General features: G+C 61.9%; 29 protein-coding genes. 8 read left to right on the forward strand and 21 right to left on the reverse strand.

The window, feature by feature from the left end; genetic code table 11:
- Positions 1-2: 2 nt before the first annotated feature.
- A complete protein-coding gene (locus tag D5400_RS18255; RefSeq protein ID WP_126011450.1) occupies positions 3-812 on the reverse strand; it encodes a BtpA/SgcQ family protein in 810 nt (269 codons plus the stop codon).
- On the reverse strand, positions 809-1,627 hold the full coding sequence (locus D5400_RS18260) for a DeoR/GlpR family DNA-binding transcription regulator (RefSeq protein WP_164527949.1): 819 nt from the start codon (positions 1,625-1,627) through the stop codon (positions 809-811). Before D5400_RS18260 ends, D5400_RS18255 begins: the two co-directional genes overlap by 4 nt.
- A gap of 161 nt (positions 1,628-1,788) precedes the next feature.
- Here D5400_RS18260 and D5400_RS18265 point away from each other — a divergent pair, with 161 nt between their 5' ends.
- The 6 genes from D5400_RS18265 (at position 1,789) to D5400_RS18290 (ending at position 6,995) form a co-directional block, all read left to right on the forward strand.
- Entirely contained in the window at positions 1,789-2,529 is a 741-nt protein-coding gene (locus tag D5400_RS18265) for a FadR/GntR family transcriptional regulator (RefSeq protein ID WP_126011454.1), read from the forward strand.
- 42 nt (positions 2,530-2,571) lie between these two features.
- Positions 2,572-3,561, forward strand: coding sequence for a TRAP transporter substrate-binding protein (locus D5400_RS18270; protein WP_126011456.1), 990 nt, complete (start codon positions 2,572-2,574; stop codon positions 3,559-3,561).
- A gap of 73 nt (positions 3,562-3,634) precedes the next feature.
- On the forward strand, positions 3,635-4,102 hold the full coding sequence (locus D5400_RS18275) for a TRAP transporter small permease (protein WP_126011458.1): 468 nt from the start codon (positions 3,635-3,637) through the stop codon (positions 4,100-4,102).
- Between the two features lie 5 nt (positions 4,103-4,107).
- The gene (locus D5400_RS18280) at positions 4,108-5,385 is read left to right on the forward strand and encodes a TRAP transporter large permease (protein WP_126011460.1); all 1,278 of its coding nucleotides are present in this window, start codon (positions 4,108-4,110) and stop codon (positions 5,383-5,385) included.
- A 21-nt stretch (positions 5,386-5,406) separates the two neighbouring features.
- Entirely contained in the window at positions 5,407-5,853 is a 447-nt protein-coding gene (gene rpiB, locus D5400_RS18285) for a ribose 5-phosphate isomerase B (protein WP_126011462.1), read from the forward strand.
- A 170-nt stretch (positions 5,854-6,023) separates the two neighbouring features.
- Entirely contained in the window at positions 6,024-6,995 is a 972-nt protein-coding gene (locus tag D5400_RS18290; protein ID WP_280988288.1) for an NAD(P)H-binding protein, read from the forward strand.
- On the opposite strand, the gene D5400_RS18295 is transcribed toward D5400_RS18290, so the two are convergent.
- Positions 6,996-7,607: a ferric reductase-like transmembrane domain-containing protein gene (locus D5400_RS18295; RefSeq protein WP_126011466.1), complete on the reverse strand. Its 612-nt coding sequence runs from the start codon at positions 7,605-7,607 to the stop codon at positions 6,996-6,998.
- A gap of 5 nt (positions 7,608-7,612) precedes the next feature.
- Entirely contained in the window at positions 7,613-8,110 is a 498-nt protein-coding gene (locus D5400_RS18300) for a peptidase associated/transthyretin-like domain-containing protein (protein ID WP_126011468.1), read from the reverse strand.
- Positions 8,111-8,406: 296 nt separating this feature from the next.
- Here D5400_RS18300 and D5400_RS18305 point away from each other — a divergent pair, with 296 nt between their 5' ends.
- Complete coding sequence (locus D5400_RS18305; protein ID WP_126011470.1) at positions 8,407-8,676, forward strand: DUF982 domain-containing protein; 270 nt, start codon at positions 8,407-8,409, stop codon at positions 8,674-8,676.
- Between the two features lie 103 nt (positions 8,677-8,779).
- Here the strand turns inward: D5400_RS18305 and D5400_RS21300 are convergent, their stop codons facing one another.
- The 11 genes from D5400_RS21300 to greA all read right to left on the reverse strand — a co-directional run bounded on the left by D5400_RS21300 (position 8,780) and on the right by greA (position 14,324).
- The gene (locus D5400_RS21300; protein ID WP_164527950.1) at positions 8,780-8,932 is read right to left on the reverse strand and encodes a hypothetical protein; all 153 of its coding nucleotides are present in this window, start codon (positions 8,930-8,932) and stop codon (positions 8,780-8,782) included.
- Between the two features lie 211 nt (positions 8,933-9,143).
- Positions 9,144-9,290 (reverse strand): hypothetical protein, encoded by a 147-nt coding sequence (locus D5400_RS21305; protein ID WP_164527951.1) that lies wholly within the window; start codon positions 9,288-9,290, stop codon positions 9,144-9,146.
- Entirely contained in the window at positions 9,283-9,579 is a 297-nt protein-coding gene (locus tag D5400_RS18310) for a hypothetical protein (RefSeq protein WP_126011472.1), read from the reverse strand. Before D5400_RS18310 ends, D5400_RS21305 begins: the two co-directional genes overlap by 8 nt.
- On the reverse strand, positions 9,576-9,836 hold the full coding sequence (locus D5400_RS18315; protein ID WP_126011474.1) for a hypothetical protein: 261 nt from the start codon (positions 9,834-9,836) through the stop codon (positions 9,576-9,578). Before D5400_RS18315 ends, D5400_RS18310 begins: the two co-directional genes overlap by 4 nt.
- Before the next feature lie 339 nt (positions 9,837-10,175).
- Complete coding sequence (locus D5400_RS18320) at positions 10,176-11,462, reverse strand: extracellular catalytic domain type 1 short-chain-length polyhydroxyalkanoate depolymerase (protein WP_126011476.1); 1,287 nt, start codon at positions 11,460-11,462, stop codon at positions 10,176-10,178.
- A 36-nt stretch (positions 11,463-11,498) separates the two neighbouring features.
- Positions 11,499-11,918 (reverse strand): CopG family transcriptional regulator, encoded by a 420-nt coding sequence (locus D5400_RS18325; protein ID WP_126011478.1) that lies wholly within the window; start codon positions 11,916-11,918, stop codon positions 11,499-11,501.
- 186 nt (positions 11,919-12,104) lie between these two features.
- Positions 12,105-12,485: a DUF6481 family protein gene (locus tag D5400_RS18330; protein ID WP_126011480.1), complete on the reverse strand. Its 381-nt coding sequence runs from the start codon at positions 12,483-12,485 to the stop codon at positions 12,105-12,107.
- 36 nt (positions 12,486-12,521) lie between these two features.
- Positions 12,522-12,746, reverse strand: coding sequence for a hypothetical protein (locus D5400_RS18335; RefSeq protein ID WP_126011482.1), 225 nt, complete (start codon positions 12,744-12,746; stop codon positions 12,522-12,524).
- Positions 12,747-12,875: 129 nt separating this feature from the next.
- Complete coding sequence (locus D5400_RS18340; RefSeq protein ID WP_126011484.1) at positions 12,876-13,085, reverse strand: cold-shock protein; 210 nt, start codon at positions 13,083-13,085, stop codon at positions 12,876-12,878.
- A 227-nt stretch (positions 13,086-13,312) separates the two neighbouring features.
- Complete coding sequence (locus tag D5400_RS18345; protein ID WP_126011486.1) at positions 13,313-13,786, reverse strand: DUF427 domain-containing protein; 474 nt, start codon at positions 13,784-13,786, stop codon at positions 13,313-13,315.
- Positions 13,787-13,841: 55 nt separating this feature from the next.
- Entirely contained in the window at positions 13,842-14,324 is a 483-nt protein-coding gene (greA, locus tag D5400_RS18350) for a transcription elongation factor GreA (protein ID WP_126011488.1), read from the reverse strand.
- A gap of 254 nt (positions 14,325-14,578) precedes the next feature.
- Here greA and D5400_RS18355 point away from each other — a divergent pair, with 254 nt between their 5' ends.
- A complete protein-coding gene (locus D5400_RS18355; RefSeq protein WP_425364937.1) occupies positions 14,579-15,046 on the forward strand; it encodes a fasciclin domain-containing protein in 468 nt (155 codons plus the stop codon).
- A gap of 76 nt (positions 15,047-15,122) precedes the next feature.
- On the opposite strand, the gene D5400_RS18360 is transcribed toward D5400_RS18355, so the two are convergent.
- The 6 genes from D5400_RS18360 to D5400_RS18385 form a co-directional block, all read right to left on the reverse strand.
- A complete protein-coding gene (locus D5400_RS18360; protein ID WP_126011492.1) occupies positions 15,123-16,124 on the reverse strand; it encodes an acetamidase/formamidase family protein in 1,002 nt (333 codons plus the stop codon).
- A 39-nt stretch (positions 16,125-16,163) separates the two neighbouring features.
- Entirely contained in the window at positions 16,164-16,880 is a 717-nt protein-coding gene (locus tag D5400_RS18365) for an ABC transporter ATP-binding protein (RefSeq protein ID WP_126011494.1), read from the reverse strand.
- Positions 16,873-17,592, reverse strand: coding sequence for an ABC transporter ATP-binding protein (locus D5400_RS18370; RefSeq protein WP_126011496.1), 720 nt, complete (start codon positions 17,590-17,592; stop codon positions 16,873-16,875). Before D5400_RS18370 ends, D5400_RS18365 begins: the two co-directional genes overlap by 8 nt.
- Entirely contained in the window at positions 17,592-18,689 is a 1,098-nt protein-coding gene (locus D5400_RS18375) for an ABC transporter permease subunit (protein WP_126011498.1), read from the reverse strand. The genes D5400_RS18370 and D5400_RS18375 overlap by 1 nt, the downstream gene beginning before the upstream one ends.
- The gene (locus D5400_RS18380) at positions 18,689-19,561 is read right to left on the reverse strand and encodes an ABC transporter permease subunit (protein ID WP_126011500.1); all 873 of its coding nucleotides are present in this window, start codon (positions 19,559-19,561) and stop codon (positions 18,689-18,691) included. The genes D5400_RS18375 and D5400_RS18380 overlap by 1 nt, the downstream gene beginning before the upstream one ends.
- A 74-nt stretch (positions 19,562-19,635) precedes the next feature.
- Entirely contained in the window at positions 19,636-20,880 is a 1,245-nt protein-coding gene (locus D5400_RS18385) for an urea ABC transporter substrate-binding protein (protein ID WP_425364938.1), read from the reverse strand.
- Positions 20,881-20,902 lie beyond the last annotated feature (22 nt).

Consider the following 20,902-nt stretch of genomic DNA (forward strand, 5'->3'; position numbering starts at 1 on the left):
CATCAGTCTCCCCGAGCAGCCTTGGCAAGCCGCATGAACTCGGCAGCCCGTGCGGCATCGACGGCTTTCCACGTGTCGCCGTCGACTTTCAAAGATGACCCGACGATGCAGCCATCCGCAACCTTGAAGACATCGGCAATGGTGGAATGTTTGACCCCGGTGTTGGCAAGAACCGGTGTGTCGGGAAGAACCCTCTTCACCGCGACGAGGTCGGCCATCTCGGCTGCTTCCCCGGTGATGGCGCCGGAAACGAGGATCGCATCAGGGATCGACGAGAAGACTGCGGAACGGGCCCGATCGGCGAGGTCGCGCCGGTCGAGCGAATAGGCAAATTCCGCCGAAACATTGGCGAGCATCACGAGATCGGACCGGTTCAGCCGATCGCGATAGCGCATGGCCTTGCCGGCATTGGGCGTCCAGGGCCCCATGTCGGACGCATAGGTGCCCGTCAGAATTTCGCGCATGAAGGATGCGCCGGTCGCGGTCGCAAGCGCGACGGACGCCATCGGGTCCCACAGGACGTTGACGCCGAACGGCTTCTGGATCTCCTTGCGCAACTGGCCGATCACGAAGGCCATCGTGGCGGTGGAGGCCGTGTCGACCTCGAGTTCATAGGGGCGATCGTTTTCGTTGCCGAACATCACCGCATCGACATCGGCATCCTGCAGTGCTTTGAGATCGCGGCGTGCGGCTTCGACGATCGCCTCGACACCGCCTTCGGCATCGTAAAGCGGCGTGCCCGGCATGGGGGCGAGATGTACCATGGCGATGACGGGTTTGGTGCCGCCGAACAGGGCGCTGAACTTTTTCATGCTTTTGTTTTTCCTTCTTTGCCCAGTCCAGGGCTGCACAATTCCACTCGGGTCGTTGCACCTGCAAAGGCTTGAGCGACGGCGCCTGAGTGGCGGTCAGTGATAAACAGGTCGATGGCGCTCCAGGCGCACACCTCTGCCGGCTCGCGCCGGTCGAGTTTGGTATGGTCGGCGATCAGGACCGTGCGTTTCGCATTGGCGATGGCCGCACGCTTCACGCGCGCCTCTTCGATGGTGACGTTGGACACACCGTTGCCGTCCACCGCGTCGGCGGAAAGAAGGAAGATGTCGGCCTTTGGCTGAGCAGCGATCGCGGCTGCGGTCTCCTCGCCGACGATGCCGAAATAGCCGTTGCGCACCATGCCGCCGGCAATGATGACTTCGGTCTCACCGGTGGCGGCCGCTTCTGCAGCCTTGATATCGGTAGCAATCATCCTGATGGCTCTGCCCGCCAGAAGCCGCGCCAGCGCCAGAGCCGTCGTACCGGAATCGAGCATGACCCGCATGCCGTCTTCGACCTGGCGCGCGGCCGCTTCTGCGATGCAAATCTTGGCTGCTTGCTGCCGGCGCAGCTTTTCCATGAAAAGCGGTTCCTGCCCCGCCGCCCTGTCCGACGCGGTGACGCCGCCATGGGTGCGCACCGCGATTCCGGCTCGCGCAAGAAAGTCGAGATCCCGACGCACCGTCGGCCCCGACACCGCAAATGTCTCGATGAGTTCGTCCACACTGATGTGGCCGCGCAGCGCAATGAGATCCGCCATCTTGCGATGACGTTCCTGCGGAAACCGAACCTCCCGTCTGCGCTCTTCCTCCATGTCATGATCATTAGTGATTGTTTTGGTCGCAGTCAATCGGCCGCTCTGTGGATCGTTCGGTCGATCTCGAAAGCGAAACATTCGTTGACTTGACAGAAGGGCAGGAGTTGAGGAATCAGTGGTCAGACCACAGTAAGGCCACTGGGAGGGGCTTGCGGGCGATGTCGACCATGCTGGCCGAAAACAGCGACGTTTCGGGTGCCGAAAAGGTGTTCGGCTTCTTCCGCGATGCGTTGCTCGACGGCTCGCTGAAGCCCGGCGAGCGTCTGCTCGGCGAGCGTGAACTCGCCCTGTCGCTCGGCATTTCGCGGCCGCTGCTGCGCGAAGCTTTGCGCTCGCTCGCCATGCTCGGCTTTCTCGATATTCGTCATGGCAAAGGTGCCTATGTCCGCCAGGCCGACATCACTGTGCTTTCGGACTTCTTCACCTTCAGCCTCGCCCAGCAGCCCGACATTCTCGACGATGTCATGCAGGCCCGCGTCGCGATCGAATGCCAGGCCATCCGGCTCGCCTGCTCGCGCGCGACCGAAACCGATCTCAAAGGCATCGGCTCCAAACTGAGCCGGCTGATGGACACGCTGCACGACCCGGTCGAGGGTGCTGCTGCCGACTTCGCGTTCCACCACGCGATCGTCGAGGCGAGCCACAGCGAGGCGTTGACCACGCTGTACGGCGCAATCGGCGAATTGCTGCGTCGCAGCCACGTGCAGCGGCGTGAGGTGACGATCTCGGAACCGGGCATCGTCGACTACCTGGTCGAGGCGCATCGGGAGGTATTTCTGTCCATCGTTGACAGGGATGCGGATGCGGCCGACCGCAAGCTCAGGGACCATTTCTCGATCGGCGACGAATTCCGGCGCCGCAGCCTCATCTCGGCCTTCACCAGAAGGCCGCAGACCTAAGCCGCTACTCAACTGGCATGAACGAATGGGAGGATTTTCACCATGCTACACAAGTCCATCATCAACCTTCTAACCGGCGCAGCCTTTGCGCTGACCTTGACCGGCGCCGCTTCTGCTGCCGAACTGCGCTATGCGCATGTGGGCGCCGAAGGCGACATCCAGACGATCTTCGCGGCCCAGGCGGCCGAGGGCATCGATGCTGCCACCAACAGTGAAGTGACCGTCTCGGTTTATCCGGCGAGCCAGCTCGGTGGCGTGGCCGAAATGGTCGACGGCGTGCGCATGGGCTCCATCTCCATGGGGCACCACGATTTTGCGTCGCTCGCTCGCCTCGTTCCCGAAGTGGCCGTGTTCAACGCGCCCTTCATCTACCGCGACGGCGCCCATGCGCTTGCCGCAACCGACCCGGAAACCTCACCTGCGCTGCAGGCCATCAATGAGCAGCTCGTTGCCCAGGGCGTGCGCATCATCGGCCGCATCTATCGCGGCGACCGGCACATTTCGTCCAACTTCGAAGTGAAGACGCCCGAAGACCTGTCCGGCAAGCCGTTCCGCGCCGTCCCGCTCGAGCTCTGGGTGTCGATGATCAAAGGCTTCGGCGCCATTCCGACGCCGGTAGAAGTCGCCGAACTGCCGACCGCTCTGATGACGGGCGTCGTCGTCGGCCAGGAAAACCCGCTGACCATGATCGCGTCGAACAACCTCAACGAGGTCCAGTCGCATGTCTCGATGACCGGCCACATGCGCGCCGTGCTGGCCGTCTTCGTCAACGAGGAAGTCTGGCAGGGCCTCACGGAAGAGCAGCGCACCGCCATCACCACGGTGCTCGATGAGGAAGCCGAAAAGTCATTGCAGATGGCGACCGAAGGCGAAGCCGAGCTCGTCGAGGAACTGAAGGGTCGCGGCATGACCATTCTCACGGAAGCCGATGGCCTCGACCTCGACGCGTTCCGTGAGGGCGTCAGCGCCCAGATCGCGCAGGACTTCCCGAACTTCACGCCGCTTATCGAGCAGATCCAGGCCGTCGAATAATCGGCTGATTTCTGACGGTCCCCAAAAATGCCTGGCGGCTACCCGTCGCCAGGCATCCGATGGAGCACGACCCATGCGTCTTCCCGAACGTATCCTCACCACCTTCGTGGTGATCATCATGGCCGGCCTAGTCCTGGTGCCCACGGCACAGGTGATCATGCGCGGCGTCTTCGTCCTGCCGTTCATCGGTGCGGAGGAATTCACACGCTTCCTGCTCATCTGCCTGATCTTCTGCGCCTATCCCCTGGTCGTGGAGCATGGCGAGAACATCGTCATGGGCGAGTTCAAGGCAGCACTTCCGGATCGTGCGCGGCGGATGCTCAATCTCTTCATCTCGCTTTGCGCCATCGGCGCGACCGGGTTCATGGGCTACGTGACGGCGACGAACATCTCGCGCAACCTCACCAACGCGACGCCGACGCTCGGCATCCCGTTCTGGATATTCCTTGGGGCAGCGCTCTTCGGCTTCGCCGGAGCCGCCATCGTCCACCTTTTGCACCTGCGCAAGCCGCCGCAGGCTGACACCAATATCGCGGTCTGATCATCATGGGTTTCATCGTCGTCATCGCCTTCCTGGCGCTCTTCATGATGGGCTTCCCGGTGGTCTACGCCATCCTGCTGCCATCGATCGCCTATGTCCTGATCGAAGGTCTGCCGCTTGGCCTCCTGGCACAGCGCGTCACCTATGCGCTGGATTCATTCCCGCTGGTGGCCGTGCCGCTCTTCATTTTCGTCGGCAATCTTATGAATTTGTCGGGCATCACCGACCGCATCTTCCGCTTCGCCTATACACTCGTCGGCCGCATCCCGGGCGGGCTCGCGCAGGTCAACGTCTTCGGCAGCCTGGTCTTTTCCGGCATGTCGGGCGCAGCACTCGCCGATATCGGCGGGCTTGGCCGCATCGAGATCGATGCCATGAAGAAGCGCGGCTTCGATCCCGCATTCGCCGGCGCGGTCACCGGCGCTTCGGCAACACTCGGCCCGATCTTCCCGCCCTCGATCCCGCTCATCGTCTATGGTTCGGTGACGAGCGTTTCGATCGTGCAACTGCTCGTCGCGGGCATCATGCCGGCGATCCTCTGCACCTTCCTGCTGATGCTGACCGTGTTCATCGTCGCGACGCGCCACAGGCACCCACGTGCGGAGCGCTGGCCAACCGCCGGCGAGGCGATCATGAGCTTCCTGCCGGCACTGCCCGCAATCGCTGCGCCGGCGCTGATGATCGCCGGCATGACCTACGGCGCCTTCACGCCCACCGAAGCGGCTGCGATGACGGCCGTCTACGTCATCCTGATCAGCGCGCTTCTCTATCGCGAACTGACGCTCCAGCACCTCTGGACGTCGGCCATCCTGACGGCGCGCAGTTCCTCGGCGATCCTGATCATCGTGGCTGCTGCAGCGCTCTTCGGCTGGATCCTCGCCGTCGAGCAGATCCCGCAGACCTTTGCGGCAGCGCTGCTGACGCTCTCGAGCGATCCGATCATGCTGCTGATCATCGCAAACCTGATCTTCTTCATCGCCGGCATGTTCCTCGATTCAACGACGGCGACGCTGCTTCTCGTTCCCATCATCGCGCCGCCGCTCGTCATGGCCGGTGTCGACCCCGTGCAGCTTGGCATCGTTACCATCTTCAACCTGATGCTCGGGCTTCTCACACCGCCGATGGGCCTGTCGCTCTTCCTCGTCGCCGACATCGCGAAGGTGTCGATCCGACAGCTGCTCAAGGCTCTTCTGCCCTTCTACATTCCGCTGCTGACCACACTTGCGATCCTCACCTTTGCGAAGGATTTCACGCTGTGGCTGCCCCGCATGATCGCTCAGTAACTTCCGGAGATCTTCCCCACAATGCGCATCGTCATCGGTTCCGACCACGCCGGCTTCCCGCTCAAGGCAACCATCATCGAACACATCAAGTCGCTCGGGCATGAAGTTCACGACGCCGGCTCCTACGATCCGGAGCCGGTCGATTTTCCCGATATTGCCAAGACCGTCACCTCCTCCATCATCGACGGCAAGGCCGACCGGGGCCTGATGGTCTGCGGCACCGGCGTCGGCGCCTCGATTGCGGCGAACAAGGTGAAGGGCATTCGCGCAGCCGTCTGCCACGACATCCATTCGGCGCACCAGTCTGTGGAACACGACGACGTCAACGTCATGTGCATCGGTGCCCAGATCGTCGGCGCCTGGCTCGCCAAGGATCTCGTAACGTCGTATCTCGAAGCCGAATTCTCGACTGACGAAGACTTTCGCCGCCGGGTGCGAAAGCTGGCCGAAATGGACGGCGAACGCTAATCAGACAAGCGCTGGAGAGGCCCGTCGCGTGCGGGCCTTTCCTGCACTGAGCGGAATTGAGCTCGTCTTCGGCAGCAGCTAGGATCGATGTCGTTCTTGGCGCTCGGGTGACGATGACCAACGCAATTCCGCCCTCGGCACCGATTTCCCCCAAACCGAAGCGCGTCATGGTGCTGGGTGCCACCGGCACGATCGGCCAGGCCACCGTGCCGGCACTGGTCGCTGCCGGCCACGACGTCGTCTGCTTCCTTCGACGCCCTGCCCACAACCCTAACCTGCTGCAGCCGATAAAGACGCTGACGGCCTTGCGTGGTGCGAGCCTGCGCTACGGCGACATCACCGACCCCCGGTCCATCGAGCAGGACGGATTCGCCGGAGAGCGGTTCGACGCCGTCGTCTCCTGCCTGGCTTCGCGAACCGGGGTTCCTAGGGACGCATGGGCGATCGACCACACGGCGAACGTTGACGCGCTTGCCGCCGCGCAGACATCCGGCGTCTCGCATTTCGTGCTTCTATCGGCCATCTGCGTGCAGAAGCCGCTGCTCGCGTTCCAGCAGGCGAAGCTCGCCTTCGAAACTTTGCTCATGCAATCCGGCATGACCTATTCGATCGCCCGCCCGACCGCGTTCTTCAAGTCGCTCTCCGGCCAGATCGATCGGCTGAAGAAGGGCAAGCCGTTCCTCCTCTTCGGCGATGGCAAACTGACTGCCTGCAAGCCGATCAGCGACGGCGATCTCGGCGCCTACCTTGCGCAGTGCCTCGACGACGAAAACCTGCATAATCGCGTGCTGCCGATCGGCGGGCCGGGCGAAGCCATCACGCCAAGGCAACAGGGCGAGCATCTCTTCATGCTGCTCGGCAAGGAACCGAAATTCAGCCACGTGCCGGTGGCGCTGCTCGATGCGATCATCAAGACTTTGAGCGTGTCCGGGCGCATCGTGCCGTCGCTCGCCGACAAGGCGGAGCTTGCCCGCATCGGTCGCTACTACGCGACGGAATCGATGCTCGTGCTGGATCCCGAGAGCGGGCGCTACGACGCGGCCAAGACCCCATCGACCGGGTCCGAAACATTGTTCGATTTCTATGGGCGAATCATCGCCGGTAAAGTTTCGGTCGAGCGCGGCGACCACGCGGTGTTCTGATCACCGCCTTGCGCGGGTGAGCAAGGTCCATGACCTGAGATCGAGAACCACTTTCAGCGTGGCGGCCAGCACGAGGGCGCACAGGAGCACTTTAGAGCCCGTGCCCATGGTGCCTTCGATCAACAGGGCGTGGACGACACTGCCAATCACGGTGACCACGGCAAGGCCCGTGTGCCCCAACCGCCAGATCCTGGGCGAGAGCCGCAGGCGGAGGCGCAAAGCGGCCAGAATGGCGGCCGCGAAAACTGCCCACATGGCGAGGACGCCCCAGACAGAAAACGGCGTCGGCGAGCGAAAGAGAAGCGCATCGACCACATCCGGTGGGCTGGTGATCCAAAGTCCGACCAGATGAACGAGAACCGCTGTCACGAGCAGCACCCCAACGAAGGAATGGACCCGCCTGCCCTTGCGGATCGACACTTCCGGAAGATAGCCGCCCGCAAGCAATGGCTGCGCAAACACCAGAGCCAGCGCGACAATCCCGGCAAAGCAGGCTGCGATATAGATCGGATCGCGCCATTGAAGCAACGGGCTCGCTGCCGCAACGGCGATCGGAACGGTCACGGCAAGCGCAACGCCAAGCCAGATCAGAACGGCACGCACTGAACCCACGCGGATCAAGCTGGCTGAAGAACGAAATCCGCGCTGAGGCTCGTATCGCTGGCGCTCGCCATCACGGGTCGCAGGAAGACCGTCTCGAACGTCTCGTCGTCATAGGCCAGATGGCCATGGGGCTGGCCGAACACCGGCACGATCTGCGGCATTTCCAGCCGGAACGTTCCGTCGGCGGCCGTCAGTGTGGCGCCATGGCTGTGCGGATCGTTCTCGCGGCCCTCCGTCGTGTGGGCCCAGATCTGGATGCGGATGCCTTCCAGAGGCGCACCATCGCCGGACCGGCGCACGGTGCCTGTCATCCAGAAGCCGCCGCCGCCAATGCGCTCGACGATCGGAGCGCCGGGCAAGTAATTGTTGGCACCACCGCGCATCGTCTGCGTCGGCGCAAGGCCTTGCGCGCGTGCCGGGACCGTCAAACCGGGCAACCCGGGCATCGCCATTGCACCAGCGGCAGCGCCAGCCAGAACGAGAGTGCGACGGGAGATGGGATACAGCGTCATCGAAGGTCTTCCTTCTCGGATCGTTGGGCTCCGTGAGCCAGGAAGCGCTTGGGCGTTGCCGGCAAAGGTAGTTTCTCACGCTGTCAGGAGCAATCACAGCGAAGGCAAACGCAGCCGCGATTTCGTGATGGCCGACATCACTACAGATGTTAGGTGAAGGGTAATGTCAGCGGTTCTGCGCGGGTCCTGACAATCTTTCCGCAACCGTGATCGTTTGAAAGCCCGGCCGCGCGGTGTCGCACGACACGCACGCCCTATTTCCTCGCTTATTGGCTCGGACTGCCGTAAGAGCGGCAATGCAAAAAGATCAATTCGACACCCCCATCATCGTCAAGGTGGATGCGGCGGGCACTTTGCTCACGCTCAAAACCGCCCGCGATACCTCCGAATTTCTGCTCAACCAATGGCCGGGCAAGCGCACCGAGAAGCATCGTGCCGCCATCCAGGCCTGCTCCGATGTGGTGAATGCCGGCAAACCTCCGATGGGCGCGCGTCGAGCATTTGTCGCCGCGGCCCGCGAAGCAGGCGTGTTCGTCGATCCGAAGACGATGCCCGCTTCGAGCTGAAGTTATCCCACTCTACGCCGAAGCGCTTAATCGCTTTCAGTTTTCTGACAGGGCACGTTCGTTCAATAGCGGTGAGGCGGTGTGCGCTTCACCTGGAAATGCTCTAGTCCTCGGATTGCTCGTCTGATCCGGTGGCAGTGCCGTCGCCATCCCGCGTCTTGGCGGCGGCCTTTGCAGCGAGCTTTTCCGCCTTCTTGTTCGCCTTCGCGCGGTCGCGTTCCTGACGTTCGTGATTGTAGTTTGGCGCTCTGGGCATTTCATCGTCTCCTTATAACGTCCTGCGCACGGTCATCTCGTAGGCAATGCAATGCGTGCGGGCATGCGAGCTGCAGTCATGGCCGGAAAGCCACTGCAGCGCGGGTATCTGCTCGTTCTGAAGCAAAGCCTCATCGCCATTCCTCACCTCGCACGACGACGACCCGCGGCATCAGCAGCGGGCTTGGCGTCGGCGGAAAAATGTTGGCGATCTAGCCTTTCGACTTCTTGGTGGTCGCACCAGCGCCGGAAGCCGTCTTCATCTGGCTGCCGAACGTGCTTTCGGTCTTCGGAGCAGCCGATTTGTCTTTCTTCGGCTTCCTGATTTCCTTGTTGCTCTTCATCTGTCCCTTAGCCATGTCCGAAGGTCCTTTCACTGAGCGTTGATGTGTTCTGCTGGTCGTCCGCCGCTTCGATATCGTCCTGCGTCACAACACGCTCATGGCGCTCTTCGTCGTTGCGAATGCGGTACTGCAGGGAATTTCCACGGGGCGGAAGCGTGGCGGTGACGTGATAGGTGGTGGCGGGCGTCTGCGAGCGAGCAAGGCCGCTCTTGATCTGAACGACTTGCCCGATCACGAAGCGATGCGCCGCGACCTGTCTTTGCACCTGACGGGCCTGTGGCCGCCCGATCGATGGAGTTGTCATGGTTGCTGATCCTTGTGTTGCATTGCTTCGAGGGCGGCCGGATCGACCGGGACCATTTGTTGTGTGGCCGCATTTACCCCGATAGCAGGGAGATGAATGAAAGCGCCGACACGGCGCCATGCAAGCCTGGAGCCCGCTTCGAGCAGTTCCTCGTCATAGTCGACACGGTACTGGCCGGCTGGCTGGACGGCATCGAAACCGGGCAGCCTGAAAGGCGCCTCGAAGCGGAAGACGGTCTGGCTGGTGCGCGTTGTCATGAAACCGTTCCTCCGCATTGGCACGCGTTTGCTGCCAAGTTTTCGCGCCGTACCTGTCATTCGCCGATAAGAATGCACCGGCGTTTCGCAAGGCTTCCGTAGCAACGGCGCACATGGCGACGTCTCACGGCGGAGCGCGCTTTAAGCTGTCGAAAATTCGGAGGAAATCGGCAGCCCAATGAGGTCGGCACTGCGGAAGCCAAAGTGGCCAAATCTGCGAAGCTTCACCATGCGCCTCTATTGCGTTTCAATCAAGGCGCATAGGCTAGCCGAAAGGGCGAAAACACGTGTTTTACAGGCAATTTCCGAGGCTGAGGGACGCGGAGAAAGCGTCGCCGGTCAGCGAGACGCATGCAGGAAGAACCGGACCATTTCGCGCGACGCATCAGGCCCCTTCGGATCGGCATAAGAACCCCTTGCATCGCCACCCGACCAGGCATGCCCGGCGCCATCGATCATCCAGCATTCCGCAACGGTCCGCCCTGCCCCGTCCTTCACTACCTTGCACTCGAAGCTTCGCCCGTCGCTGGAGCGACCGTGGGAAGCCTGAGCGTCTTGGCTTTCCATTCGCGATGTCGCCATGGCCATAATGCGTTCTGCATTGGACGCATGGACCGTGTGATCTGCCCGCCCTTGAAAGACGATGACGCGAACGAACTGCGTGGTCTGCGCGTGATTGCTGGCAACCGTCGGCGCTCGGCCGGCATCACCGCGCATCGCGGCGAAGGCTGAAACGACATCGTTTGCCGAACCATGGGCAAGGCCGGAATGAACGCCTATAGCCGCAAAAACATCGGGATAGGTCTCACCCATGATGGCGGCCATTGCGCCTCCGGCGGAAAGACCGGCGATGAAGGTGCGATCGCGCCCCACCCCGAATTCCTTGGCGAGCTCCTGCGTCAGGCCTCCGAGGATGGCAGGTTCGCCACGGTCCCGCATCTGGTCGCCCGGGCGGAACCAATTCCAGCAGGACGAGGCGTTATGGCTGGATGTCTGGCCGGGATAGACCACGATCAGGTCTTTCTCTTCCGCCAAAGCGTTCATACCGGTGCCGACGGCGAAATCATCGGGATCTTGCTTGCAGCCATGCAGCATCACGATCAGCCCGTTCGGCGCACCGGACAGCGAAGCGGGACGGTAGAGTTTGTAGGTCCGCGTGCCAGCCCGGCATGCAAACGACCGCGTCTCAAAAGCTTCACCAGCCGGAATATCCACCGAGACCTTCGCCTGACGTCCGAGCGGCGCGAATGCGCTGGAGAGGTCGGGAGCACCGAAGCCTGCTTTCCCGTCGCGCAACACGCGCAGCGTATCGGCAAGAGGCATTCTCATCCGCGGCGGCCTTGCGGCGGTCGGTGCTGCCGAGAGAGTATCTGCGGCGGCCGGTTGCGCAGGCTTGGGCGTCGATACCGCTTCAGGTTCGATGATTTCGGCGTTCGGATCGGCCTTGAATGGTGTGCGTGCGTTTTGAGTGGCGGCGGGGACGATGTCGGCTTTGGTCTCGTCACTGGTCGGACAGCTCGAGCGACCAGCAAGCGCCGCCTGGATGATGCGGGTCGCTTCAGTCAGATTGGCCGCCCGCGTGTGCTCTGTTGCCTGGCGCATGGCCGCGGCGAAATTCTCGTTCATGGTGCTGGCCTTTTTTTCCACGGTGGCGACGCGCGCCTACCGGATACGGTCCGCCAATGCGGCCTTGAGCTTGGCACTGGCTTGAAGAGCACCCAGTACCGTTATCGATCCGATCGTCGCCAAGGCGAGATCTGGGGTGACGTCATCGGCAATGCGAACCAGGCCGATGACCTTGATATGGAGCCGTTCCCCTTCGGCCCTCGCCGCTTCGAGCGCGGCCTTGTCGAAGACGCGCAGCCCGAGTTCCAGCGTGTGCCGCTCGATCGTCTGCGCCACGGTGCTGTGATGCACCTCGATCTGATTGCGGATCGCGGTGCGGATAAAATCGGCGCGGTTGGAATAGAAACCTTCTCGAACGAGGAGATCGATCCGCCCCAGGTCGACATAGCCCAGATTGACGGTGATCTTCTCCATCTCACCCGACTTCTCATTGGCAGTGCTGGCGCGCCTTGGCATCGTTCACATCCTTATGGATGGTATGTGGATGGTTTAGAGATGGTTTGCAAGGGGGCAGGCATTGCGCTGCGTCGGATTTTGATCGCGCCGCTTCCACACCGCTGGCGGTGATGTTCGGACATAAAAAAACACCCCAAGGCCGTTTGCTGGCCCCGGGGTGTTTCGAAAACTTGATGGAAGGTTGGTCTAGCGCTGGCGCGCCTTGCGGTTGGCATAGCGCCGGTCGCGCTCGGCCTTCCGTGCAGCCTCGTCTTCGAACACGCGCGAGATGCGATCCTTCTCGGCCTTCTCGCGGGCTTCGGCCTCTGCATTGGCCAGTGCCTCGGCTTCTGCCTGACGGGCGGCCGCTTCGGCTTCGATGCGTTCTTTTTCTTCGCGCTTCAAACGCTCACGCTCAGCCTTGCGCTCTTCGCGCGCGGCGGCGATCGCAAGCCGCTCGGCCTGCTTTTCCTGCAGGTTCGGCTCAGCTGCCGCCTTTATCGCGCGGTGTGCTTCGAGAAGGGCCGCCTTTGCCTTGTTGGCAGCCTCGCGGCGGTCTGCGAGATCATTGCTTCTGCTGTTCTTCAAAATCTTTGTTCCGTCGAATGTGTCGTTGTCGGCCGGTCAGGCCTTTTTGCCGCTCTTCTTGGAAGTTTCACTCGCTTCTGCGGCGAGATCCTGCATCTCTTTTTCCAAGCGGGCCTTCTTCAGTCGTGCCGTTTTCTGCTCGCGCGCCTCAGCGACGGTATCGAGCTCTTCTACGACGCGGGTCTTACCAAGCGAATGCGAACGCGCCTTGTCAAAGGCGATCTCGGCCTGTTGGCGAGACTTGGAGAAGATCTGGGTCATGATCGTCGAATTCCCGTGTGGCGGTCAATCAGCGGCACAAAAAAAGGCCAGGCAAATTGCCTGACCTCGTCGGTATCATGCTTTCAACAATGCCAGTACATCCGTGGTCAAAGGAAAGCGGACCCCGAATTAAGCAGCCTGCAGGTTGCAAGCCGACATCTTGCCCGACTTCTTGTCGCGCTCCAACTCGTAAGCCAGCTTCTGGCCTTCGACGATTTCGCGCATGCCGGCGCGCTCGACAGCCGAAATGTGGACGAACGCATCGGCGCCGCCATCGTCAGGCTGAATGAAGCCGAAGCCCTTGGTGGAATTGAACCATTTTACTGTGCCAGTGGTCATGATGAACCCTTTCATAGCGCATTGAGATACCGCAACGCAGATGCGGTGCGGAGGAGAACGATTTTTGAAAGGGAGATCCGTTGAGAACGCGGTGCCAATCGCGCGATAACCAAAGCTCGGCAAGCAAATATCGATGCCCGGAAGATAGACGACAGATCGTCGCTTGTCAACTTTTGGTTTTCAAGCCACCCGATCTGTAAATTCTGGTTGTACCATCGAAAGAATACCTACCAATGCGTTGTGCCGGGCGCGCCTTTGATCCGACCATCCAGGTTGGACGTGACCCAGCCACCATAGAAGCTGCCGGGCTGCGGCACGACGCGTTCCGATCCGACCCAGGCTTCATCCATCAGACCGGCATAGAAAGCGGCAAAGCCGGCGATGGCTTTGAAGCGGTCCGTCGGACGATCATAGGCCCAGGCGGCCTTCAGGGCGATCTTGTCGCCGGCGATGACGTCGAAATACCGGGCAGCCCCCTTCCACTCGCAGAAGCTTTGACCGGCAGCCGGTCGCAGCGTCGCTGTCACGTCGTCGGGCGGAATGTAATAGGTGGGCGCGTGGTGCGTTTCCAGCACGCGCATTGCCCGGTTCGTATCCGCAACGACTGCGCCGCCGAGGCGGATCAGGATCCGCTGGGGCACAGGCTGGAGGGCCGGAGGACGAGGATAGGATTGAACGTTTTCGCGCGGGAGATCGGTCATTCCGCCTATATTGGGCGGTGCGGCTTGCCATCAATGCCAGCGAGAACTCTCTCGGCTAGACGATCGCGATGATCTCGAGTTCATCCTTGCCCAATTGCACCACATCGCCGACGCCTTTGCCGAACATTGCCATCGCAACCGGCGACCCATGAGAGATTGTGCCTTTCGCAGGATCGGCCTCATCCTCGCCCACGATGCGGTAGGTTTGCGTGCGACCATCGTCGCGCTCGAAGGTCACGGTGTGACCGAAGGCCACCACATCAGCGTTCGCCGGTGGTGGTGTCAGCTGCGCGGTTCTCAGGCGTTCGGAGAAATACCGTAGATCGCGCGCAGGCACCGCCGTCTGCCTTCGGCGCTCATTGATGTCGTCGAGCGCGTTGGCCGTATCGAGAGCCTGTTGCGCTTCCGCATAGGCGTTCTGCAGCATCTTCAGACCTTCTTCGGTCACAAGATTGATGCGGTCCGAGATCGGCCGGGCGGGCAGCACGGTTTCCGATGCAGCCTCGGCACTTTCTTCCTTGACGAATGCGACGCTCATGACAGCACCTGAACCGGTTCGATTGAGTTGGGCTCATAACAGAGTTGATCGGCATAACCGACAGTATCCTCCGAAGTTCACTGCCCTCTCTGCAACTGCATGACATTTTTTTGGCAATCCGGATCAAAAACGGCTGACACAGACGTGATGGCGGATCGCAGTATCTGCCCAAACCAGCCCATTCAAAGGCTCGTAACGGTGGCCAGAGACGATCATGACGATCGCTCCCAACCACAGACGAGGACCTCGCTATGCTGAAGACCCTTCTCATTGCCGGTGCAAGCGCCATCACGATGACGACGTCGACCTTGGCCGCTGATATTGTCGACACCGCCGCCGAAGCCGGCACGTTCACGACGCTGATCGCCGCAGTCGAAGCAGCCGGCCTCGTCGATACCCTGAAGGGTGAAGGCCCGTTCACCGTGTTCGCCCCGACGGACGAAGCCTTCGCCGCCCTGCCCCAAGGCACGGTCGAAAACCTGCTGCTTGAGGAAAACCGCGACCAACTGGTGTCGATCCTGACCTATCACGTGGTCCCGGGCGCGGTTGCCTCGTCCGACCTGACGGAAGGCATGACCGCTGCAACCGTCGAAGGCAGCGATGTGACCTTCACGCTGGAAGGCGGCGCGAAAGTCAACGAAGCCAACATCACCCAGGCCGATATCGCAGCCGACAATGGCGTCATTCACGTGATCGACGCCGTGATCATGCCAGGCATGTAATCGCTCACGGCACGCGCACATCAAGCGGCCGGACCCGATTTAGACCAGGTCCGGCCGTTGTCTTTTCTGGCATTGCCTAGCCCTGATAAGGGCCGGCGATCGATTTGAGGATCGAGGCGCCCATCGTATATTTGGGGTCCACCATGTTGCCGAGGCGCATGCGGCCGCACTGGGTCAGCAGCATGTAGGCATCCAGCTCCTCGAAGCCGAAATCGGCTGCGAGCCAACGGGTGAGTTCACGGTAGGCCTGGCGTGCCGCGTCCTCGAGCGGGCGCGACGAACCGATGGTCATGTAGAACTGCTCGTTCTCAAGACGCGGGGTCTTGATCGTCCATCCCTTGATCAGGTCCACTTGGATCGTCGTCACGGTCGGGTGCTCGACCGCGACGCCGCACAACTCACCGTCGCCTTGGGCTGCATGGCAGTCACCGAGATAGAGATAAGCGCCCTTGGTGTTCACCGGCAAATAGACGACCGCACCGGGTGCGACATCCGGCAGATCCATGTTGCCGCCGTAATAGTCCGGGACGAGCGAGGAGATCGCTTCGATTTCGGGCGATGTGCCGATGGTTCCGATGAACGGCTCGTAGGGCAGCGTGATGCGGTCATTCCACTTCACGCCCTTCTCCGCATCGACGTAGAGCTTCTTCACGCGCTCCGGCAGAGGCGGGTTGAGCATGGCCGTGTCGCCCGTCGCGACCAGGCCACCGAATTCGGGCAGCAGCACGGTGGTGCCCGACGGCTGTTCGCCCCGCGGCTTGATCTCCCTGATGTAGACGGCGAGCGTGTCGCCCTTCTCGGCACCCTCGACGTAGATCGGCCCGTTCTGGGGGTTGAGATAGGGGAAGTTCAGAATTTCGGACGGCTTGTCGGTCTCATGCTTGATCTTGCCTTCGAATGCATCGTGCGTTTCCGCCGAGATGACGGCGCCTGGCTGGACGTGCAGCTTCGGCTCGACGAAAGCGCCGTAGACATAGTGATAGATGCCCTGCTCCGCCTCGGTGATGGTGTGGTGCTCACCGGGCTTCCCCTTGGCGACGGCCTTCCGTGCCATGATGGACTCGTCAAACCAGCTCATTGGCGTCCTCCTTCAGACTGCTTTTCTCGTTCAAATCGTTCACACCGCCAGATAGCGCCGCACCGTTTCGCGGCTATCCAGCATTTGGGGCGTCAGTTCGGCCGTGATGCGGCCCTTGTCCATGACGTAGCAGCGCTGCGCCATTGCTCGGATCATGTCGATGTTCTGTTCGACGAAGGCGATGGCGACGCCAGTCGACCGATTGAGTTCGACGGCGATGCGGGCAATGTCCTGCACGATGGATGGCTGGATGCCTTCCGACGGCTCGTCGAGCAGGACCAGCGACGGGCGCCCGACAAGCACCCGACCGATCGCCAATTGCTGCTGCTGGCCACCGGAAAGCGTTCCCGCGCGCTGGGTGCGACGTTCGGCCAGGATCGGGAAGTACTGGTAGATCTCGTCGTAGATCGCCGGGTCCACCTTCGCGCCCGGCGCGATCGACGCACCGACCTTCAGGTTTTCCTCCACCGTCATGCGCGGGAAGACATCGCGGCCCTGCGGCACGTAGCCGATGCCGAGGCGCGCACGCTTGTGCGCCGGCAGCTTGCGGATATCCGTATCCCCAAAGGTGATGCCGCCCTTGAAGCTCGGCAGCAAGCCGATCAGGCTCTTCATCAGCGTCGACTTGCCGACGCCGTTGCGACCGATGACGGCGACGATCTCGCCTTTGCCGATCGCAAGATCGACACCCTGCAGCACGGGCTTGCCGCCATATCCCGCCCAGAGGCTGTCGGTCTTCAGGAGAATGTCAGTCATGGTGGCCCTCGCCGAGATAGATCGCCGCGACGCGCTCATCGGCGACGATGTCGTCAATCGTGCCCTGGGCGAAGATGCGGCCGAAATGCAGGACCGTGACGCGCTGCGCGATCTGCCGAACGAACGCCATATCGTGTTCTACGGCGAGAACCGTCACGCCATCGGCGTTCAACCTCTGCACCATCTCGCCGGTTGCGAAGGTCTCGTCCGGCGTCATGCCGGCGGTTGGTTCGTCGAGCAGCAAAAGCTTTGGCTTGAGGCTGATCGCCATGCCGATCTCGAGCCACTGCTTCTGGCCGTGGCTGAGATTGCCGGCGAGCTGATCGGCAGCATCCGTCAGGTTGAGAAACTCGAGCAGACGATCGATTTCCTCACCGAGCGAATGGCCTTCGAGATGGTGCTGAAGGGCGATTTCCAGGTTCTGACGCACCTTCAGCGCCTTGAAGATACCGGGCACCTGGAACTTGACGCTGATGCCCTTGCGGATGCGCTGGAACGGCTTGGCCGTCGTGATGTCGGTGCCATCGTAGTGGATCGTGCCACTGGAGGGCAGATGCTCGCCGAGGATCAGGCGGAAGAGCGTCGACTTGCCTGCCCCGTTTGGTCCGATCAGGCAATGGATCTCGCCGGGCTGCAGATCGAAGTTTACGTCGTTGGTGACGTGCAGCCCGCCGAAATGCTTGTTGAGACCGCTGGTCTGCAGAAGCGCCATCAGACCGCCTCCCCTTTTTGCGACCGCGCCCTCAGCCGCGCCGGCAGCTTGGCGATGGCGGCGATGATGCCTTCCGGCGCAACGAGCACGGTCACGACCAGCAGCGCACCCATGACGATCAGCGCATATTGGCTGCCATAGATGGTCAGCGCCTGGAAGCCGCCGAGCACCACGAGCGTGCCGACCAGCGTCGCCGTCAGGTCGGAGCGACCGCCGACGGCGACCCACACGATCGGGAGTGCCGCTGCCGTAATGCTCATGCTGGAGGGCGTGATGTACTGCCCCCAGGCCGTGTAAAGCACACCGGACAGGCCGGCGAGCATCGCGCCGATGACGAAGGCGCCGAGCTGGTATTTGCGGATGTCATAGCCCAGCATCTCGGCCCTCTCGGGGTTCTCGCGGATTGCCACGAGCACATTGCCGAAGCGCGAATTCACCAGCATGCGCAGGCCGAGATAGACGAGAACGACGAGACCCAGCACCACGTAGTAGAGCGTGACGTCCGGATAGAGCACGATGTCGCCGGACGGCCATGGGATGGTGAGCGGCGGCATGCCGCTCATGCCGTTGTAGCCGTTGAGCCGGGCCGAGCCGATCGCCCATTGCGGGCCGGCCGTCTGCGCCATGAACCGCTCGAAGACGAGCGTGATGGAGAGCGTCACGATGCCGAGGAAGACGCCTGTGATGCGGCCGAAGAACAGGAAGTAGCCGATGAGCGCCGCCAGCGCCCCGGCAACCAGCATTGCAAGCAGAAGGGCGACGAGCGTGAAGCCGTATTCTGCACCGATATTAATGGTCAGTACGCCATAGGTGTAGCCGGCAAGACCGAAAAATGCCGTCTGTCCAAAGGAGAGCGCGCCGCCATATCCCCAGATCAGGCTAAGCCCCATGGCCATGAAGGTCCATGTGAAGAAGTAGACCGTGTTGCCGACGGTGTACCCGTCGGAAAAGAGCGGGTAGGCGGATGCCAGGGCGACCACGATGAGGAAGCCTGCCCAGAAGCCCGGGCCCCGCCCCATCGTCTGCGGGCCTTCCAGCCGGCTGAATGCGGCGGCAAGGCGTGAGCGCCGCCGGGGTTGCACGTCACTAAACGTCATCAGGCACGTTCCTTGAGAATGAAGCCGGAAATGCCGCGCGGCAGCAGCCGGATGACGATGACCACGGCAATGAGAAGCGCGATTTGTCCGAAGAGCTGGCCCTGCCAGGATGTCATGCCGGCTTTCACCACCGCGAGGACGACGGCGGCCGGAGCCGTGCCGAGGAAGACATCCGCGCCACCGACGACCACCGTCACGAAGGCTTCAACGATGAAGGTCGCGCCCATGGTGGGTACCATCGTCATGGTCGGCGCGTAGAGGCCGCCGGTCAGGCCCGCGAGTGCTGCGCCGAGACCGAAGGTCAGCGCGTAGACGTGCCGGGTGTTCACCCCGAGGCCTTCAGCCATGTGCGGCACCTGGATGGTCGCGCGGGCGAGGATGCCGAAGCGCGTCTTGTTGAACAGCAGGTAGAGCCCGCCCAGCACGGCCAGCGCTGCGAAAATGAGGACGATGCGGTAAGTCGAGAAGGACAGATTGCCGACGACGAACGAACCGAGCGGCGTTCCGACGCCCTGCATGGTGGATCCCAGCACGATGAGCGTGCCCTGCGTCGCGATCAGGCTGACGCCCCAGGTGGCCACGATCGTGTCGAGCGGACGGCCGTAGAGGTGGCGGATCACCAGGCGCTCCAGCGCCATGCCGATGATGCCTGCCACGAGCGACCCCAGAAGAATGGAAAGCGGCAAGGGTATGCCCGCGCGTGTCGCCATCACGGTCACATAGGCGCCGCACATGATGAACTCGCCATGGGCGAGATTGATGACGCCCATCATGCCGAAGATGATGGCGAGCCCGCAGGCCGACAGCACCAGAAAGGCGAAGGCGTCGCCGAACTGGTAGAAGGCGGCAAAGATTGAAGTGAAAAATTCCATGAACTGACACGTCCCAAACGGCCTGGAGGCAGGTCGCGGCCCGGCGATGGGATGCCGGGCCGCTTTTCAAGCGATCAGTTCGCGGCAGTCGGAGGGCTCGACGGCGTGTACTGCTCGCTCGGGTCGCTGACCGTCAGGTCGCAACCGGCATCGCCAAGCCAGTAGGGCTTGATGTCTTCCCACACGGTCGGGAAGGAGATCGAGTGATCCTCCTCGACCTTGGCCAGATAGATCGTGTGGGACATGTGCTGGCTCTTCGGGTCGATGCAGACATTGCCGGACGGACCGTCGAAGCAGACATCGCCTTCAGCGATCACAGAGCGCAGTTCTTCGCGATCGGTCGAGCCTTCGGCGCGTTCCACCATCTGCTTGTAGAGATTGAGCGCGATGTAGGAGTTGGCCGCTTCCTGGTTGATGTAGGGCTCATCCGGGAACTTGGCGCGGAAGCGCTCGAGGAAGTCCGCGCTTGCGGGTGTGTCGACTTCTTCGATGTAGTTCGTCGTCACGAACATGTTGGCGAGCGACGGCGGCGTGAAGCGCTTGTGCTCATAGCCCTGGCCCACGTTGACCGACGATGCCATCGGCAGGCCGAGATTGGCCGAAGCAGCCTGTTCGTAATAGGAGGCCTGCGCGGTGCCAACGAGCAGCGTCACGACGAAGTCCGGCTGAGCCGCCTGGATGTTCTGGATGGTCTGCGAGAACTGCGAGACGCCGAGCGGAATGAACTCTTCGCCTGCCATCGTGCCGCCGTTCTCGGCGACGATGTTGCGGACCCATTCGGCCGAGATCTGACCGAAATTGTAGTCGGCGGCGATCGTGTAGACGTTCGGGCCGAATTCTTCCATCATCCACGGAATGAGCGTCGAGAACTGCTGCTCGGGCACTGCGCCTGTGACCACCATGTTCGCGTCGCAGACACCGCCCTCATACTGGTTGTTGTAGAAGGCGAAGCCGTCGAACTGGTTGACGATCGGCCGGTAGGCCTCGCGCGAAGCGGACGAGAAGCCGGCGAAGACCACATCGACTTGGTCGCGCTGCAGCACGCGGCGCATGAATTCCTGGTAACGCGTGTTGTCGGACTGCGTGTCGTAGATGACCAGTTCGATCGGGCGGCCGGCAATGCCGCCGGCTTCGTTGATCTCTTCGGCGGCAAGTTCGATCGCGTGCACCTTGACCATCGTCGCGGCGGCAAAATCGCCCGACTGATCCTCGAGCACGCCGACCTTGATCGGCTCCCCTTCCTGGGCCAGCGCCGCGGTGGGCAAATGCCCTGAAATCAAGGCGAGCGAACCCGCCGCCGCGAATGCGACGTTTTTCATTCTTCCGTTCATTTACAGTCTC

The organism is Georhizobium profundi (assembly GCF_003952725.1).
Lineage (GTDB): Bacteria > Pseudomonadota > Alphaproteobacteria > Rhizobiales > Rhizobiaceae > Georhizobium > Georhizobium profundi.

Bases quoted from the DNA above. Each gene is read 5' to 3' on its own strand.
- D5400_RS18265 (WP_126011454.1), top strand. From the start codon at position 1,789: ATGTCGACCATGCTGGCCGAAAACAGCGACGTTTCGGGTGCCGAAAAG.
- D5400_RS18310 (WP_126011472.1), bottom strand. From the start codon at position 9,579: ATGACAACTCCATCGATCGGGCGGCCACAGGCCCGTCAGGTGCAAAGA.
- D5400_RS18340 (WP_126011484.1), bottom strand. From the start codon at position 13,085: ATGACCACTGGCACAGTAAAATGGTTCAATTCCACCAAGGGCTTCGGC.
- greA (WP_126011488.1), bottom strand. From the start codon at position 14,324: ATGAGCGTCGCATTCGTCAAGGAAGAAAGTGCCGAGGCTGCATCGGAA.
- D5400_RS18260 (WP_164527949.1), bottom strand. From the start codon at position 1,627: ATGGAGGAAGAGCGCAGACGGGAGGTTCGGTTTCCGCAGGAACGTCAT.
- rpiB (WP_126011462.1), top strand. From the start codon at position 5,407: ATGCGCATCGTCATCGGTTCCGACCACGCCGGCTTCCCGCTCAAGGCA.
- D5400_RS18360 (WP_126011492.1), bottom strand. From the start codon at position 16,124: ATGAGCTGGTTTGACGAGTCCATCATGGCACGGAAGGCCGTCGCCAAG.
- D5400_RS18275 (WP_126011458.1), top strand. From the start codon at position 3,635: ATGCGTCTTCCCGAACGTATCCTCACCACCTTCGTGGTGATCATCATG.
- D5400_RS18380 (WP_126011500.1), bottom strand. From the start codon at position 19,561: ATGGAATTTTTCACTTCAATCTTTGCCGCCTTCTACCAGTTCGGCGAC.
- D5400_RS18300 (WP_126011468.1), bottom strand. From the start codon at position 8,110: ATGACGCTGTATCCCATCTCCCGTCGCACTCTCGTTCTGGCTGGCGCT.
- D5400_RS18370 (WP_126011496.1), bottom strand. From the start codon at position 17,592: ATGGCGCTTCTGCAGACCAGCGGTCTCAACAAGCATTTCGGCGGGCTG.
- D5400_RS18335 (WP_126011482.1), bottom strand. From the start codon at position 12,746: ATGACCCAGATCTTCTCCAAGTCTCGCCAACAGGCCGAGATCGCCTTT.
- D5400_RS18315 (WP_126011474.1), bottom strand. From the start codon at position 9,836: ATGACAACGCGCACCAGCCAGACCGTCTTCCGCTTCGAGGCGCCTTTC.
- D5400_RS18385 (WP_425364938.1), bottom strand. From the start codon at position 20,880: ATGAAAAACGTCGCATTCGCGGCGGCGGGTTCGCTCGCCTTGATTTCA.
- D5400_RS18345 (WP_126011486.1), bottom strand. From the start codon at position 13,786: ATGACCGATCTCCCGCGCGAAAACGTTCAATCCTATCCTCGTCCTCCG.
- D5400_RS18305 (WP_126011470.1), top strand. From the start codon at position 8,407: ATGCAAAAAGATCAATTCGACACCCCCATCATCGTCAAGGTGGATGCG.
- D5400_RS18325 (WP_126011478.1), bottom strand. From the start codon at position 11,918: ATGCCAAGGCGCGCCAGCACTGCCAATGAGAAGTCGGGTGAGATGGAG.
- D5400_RS18270 (WP_126011456.1), top strand. From the start codon at position 2,572: ATGCTACACAAGTCCATCATCAACCTTCTAACCGGCGCAGCCTTTGCG.
- D5400_RS18365 (WP_126011494.1), bottom strand. From the start codon at position 16,880: ATGACTGACATTCTCCTGAAGACCGACAGCCTCTGGGCGGGATATGGC.
- D5400_RS18320 (WP_126011476.1), bottom strand. From the start codon at position 11,462: ATGAACGAGAATTTCGCCGCGGCCATGCGCCAGGCAACAGAGCACACG.
- D5400_RS21305 (WP_164527951.1), bottom strand. From the start codon at position 9,290: ATGGCTAAGGGACAGATGAAGAGCAACAAGGAAATCAGGAAGCCGAAG.
- D5400_RS18255 (WP_126011450.1), bottom strand. From the start codon at position 812: ATGAAAAAGTTCAGCGCCCTGTTCGGCGGCACCAAACCCGTCATCGCC.
- D5400_RS18375 (WP_126011498.1), bottom strand. From the start codon at position 18,689: ATGACGTTTAGTGACGTGCAACCCCGGCGGCGCTCACGCCTTGCCGCC.
- D5400_RS21300 (WP_164527950.1), bottom strand. From the start codon at position 8,932: ATGCCCAGAGCGCCAAACTACAATCACGAACGTCAGGAACGCGACCGC.
- D5400_RS18280 (WP_126011460.1), top strand. From the start codon at position 4,108: ATGGGTTTCATCGTCGTCATCGCCTTCCTGGCGCTCTTCATGATGGGC.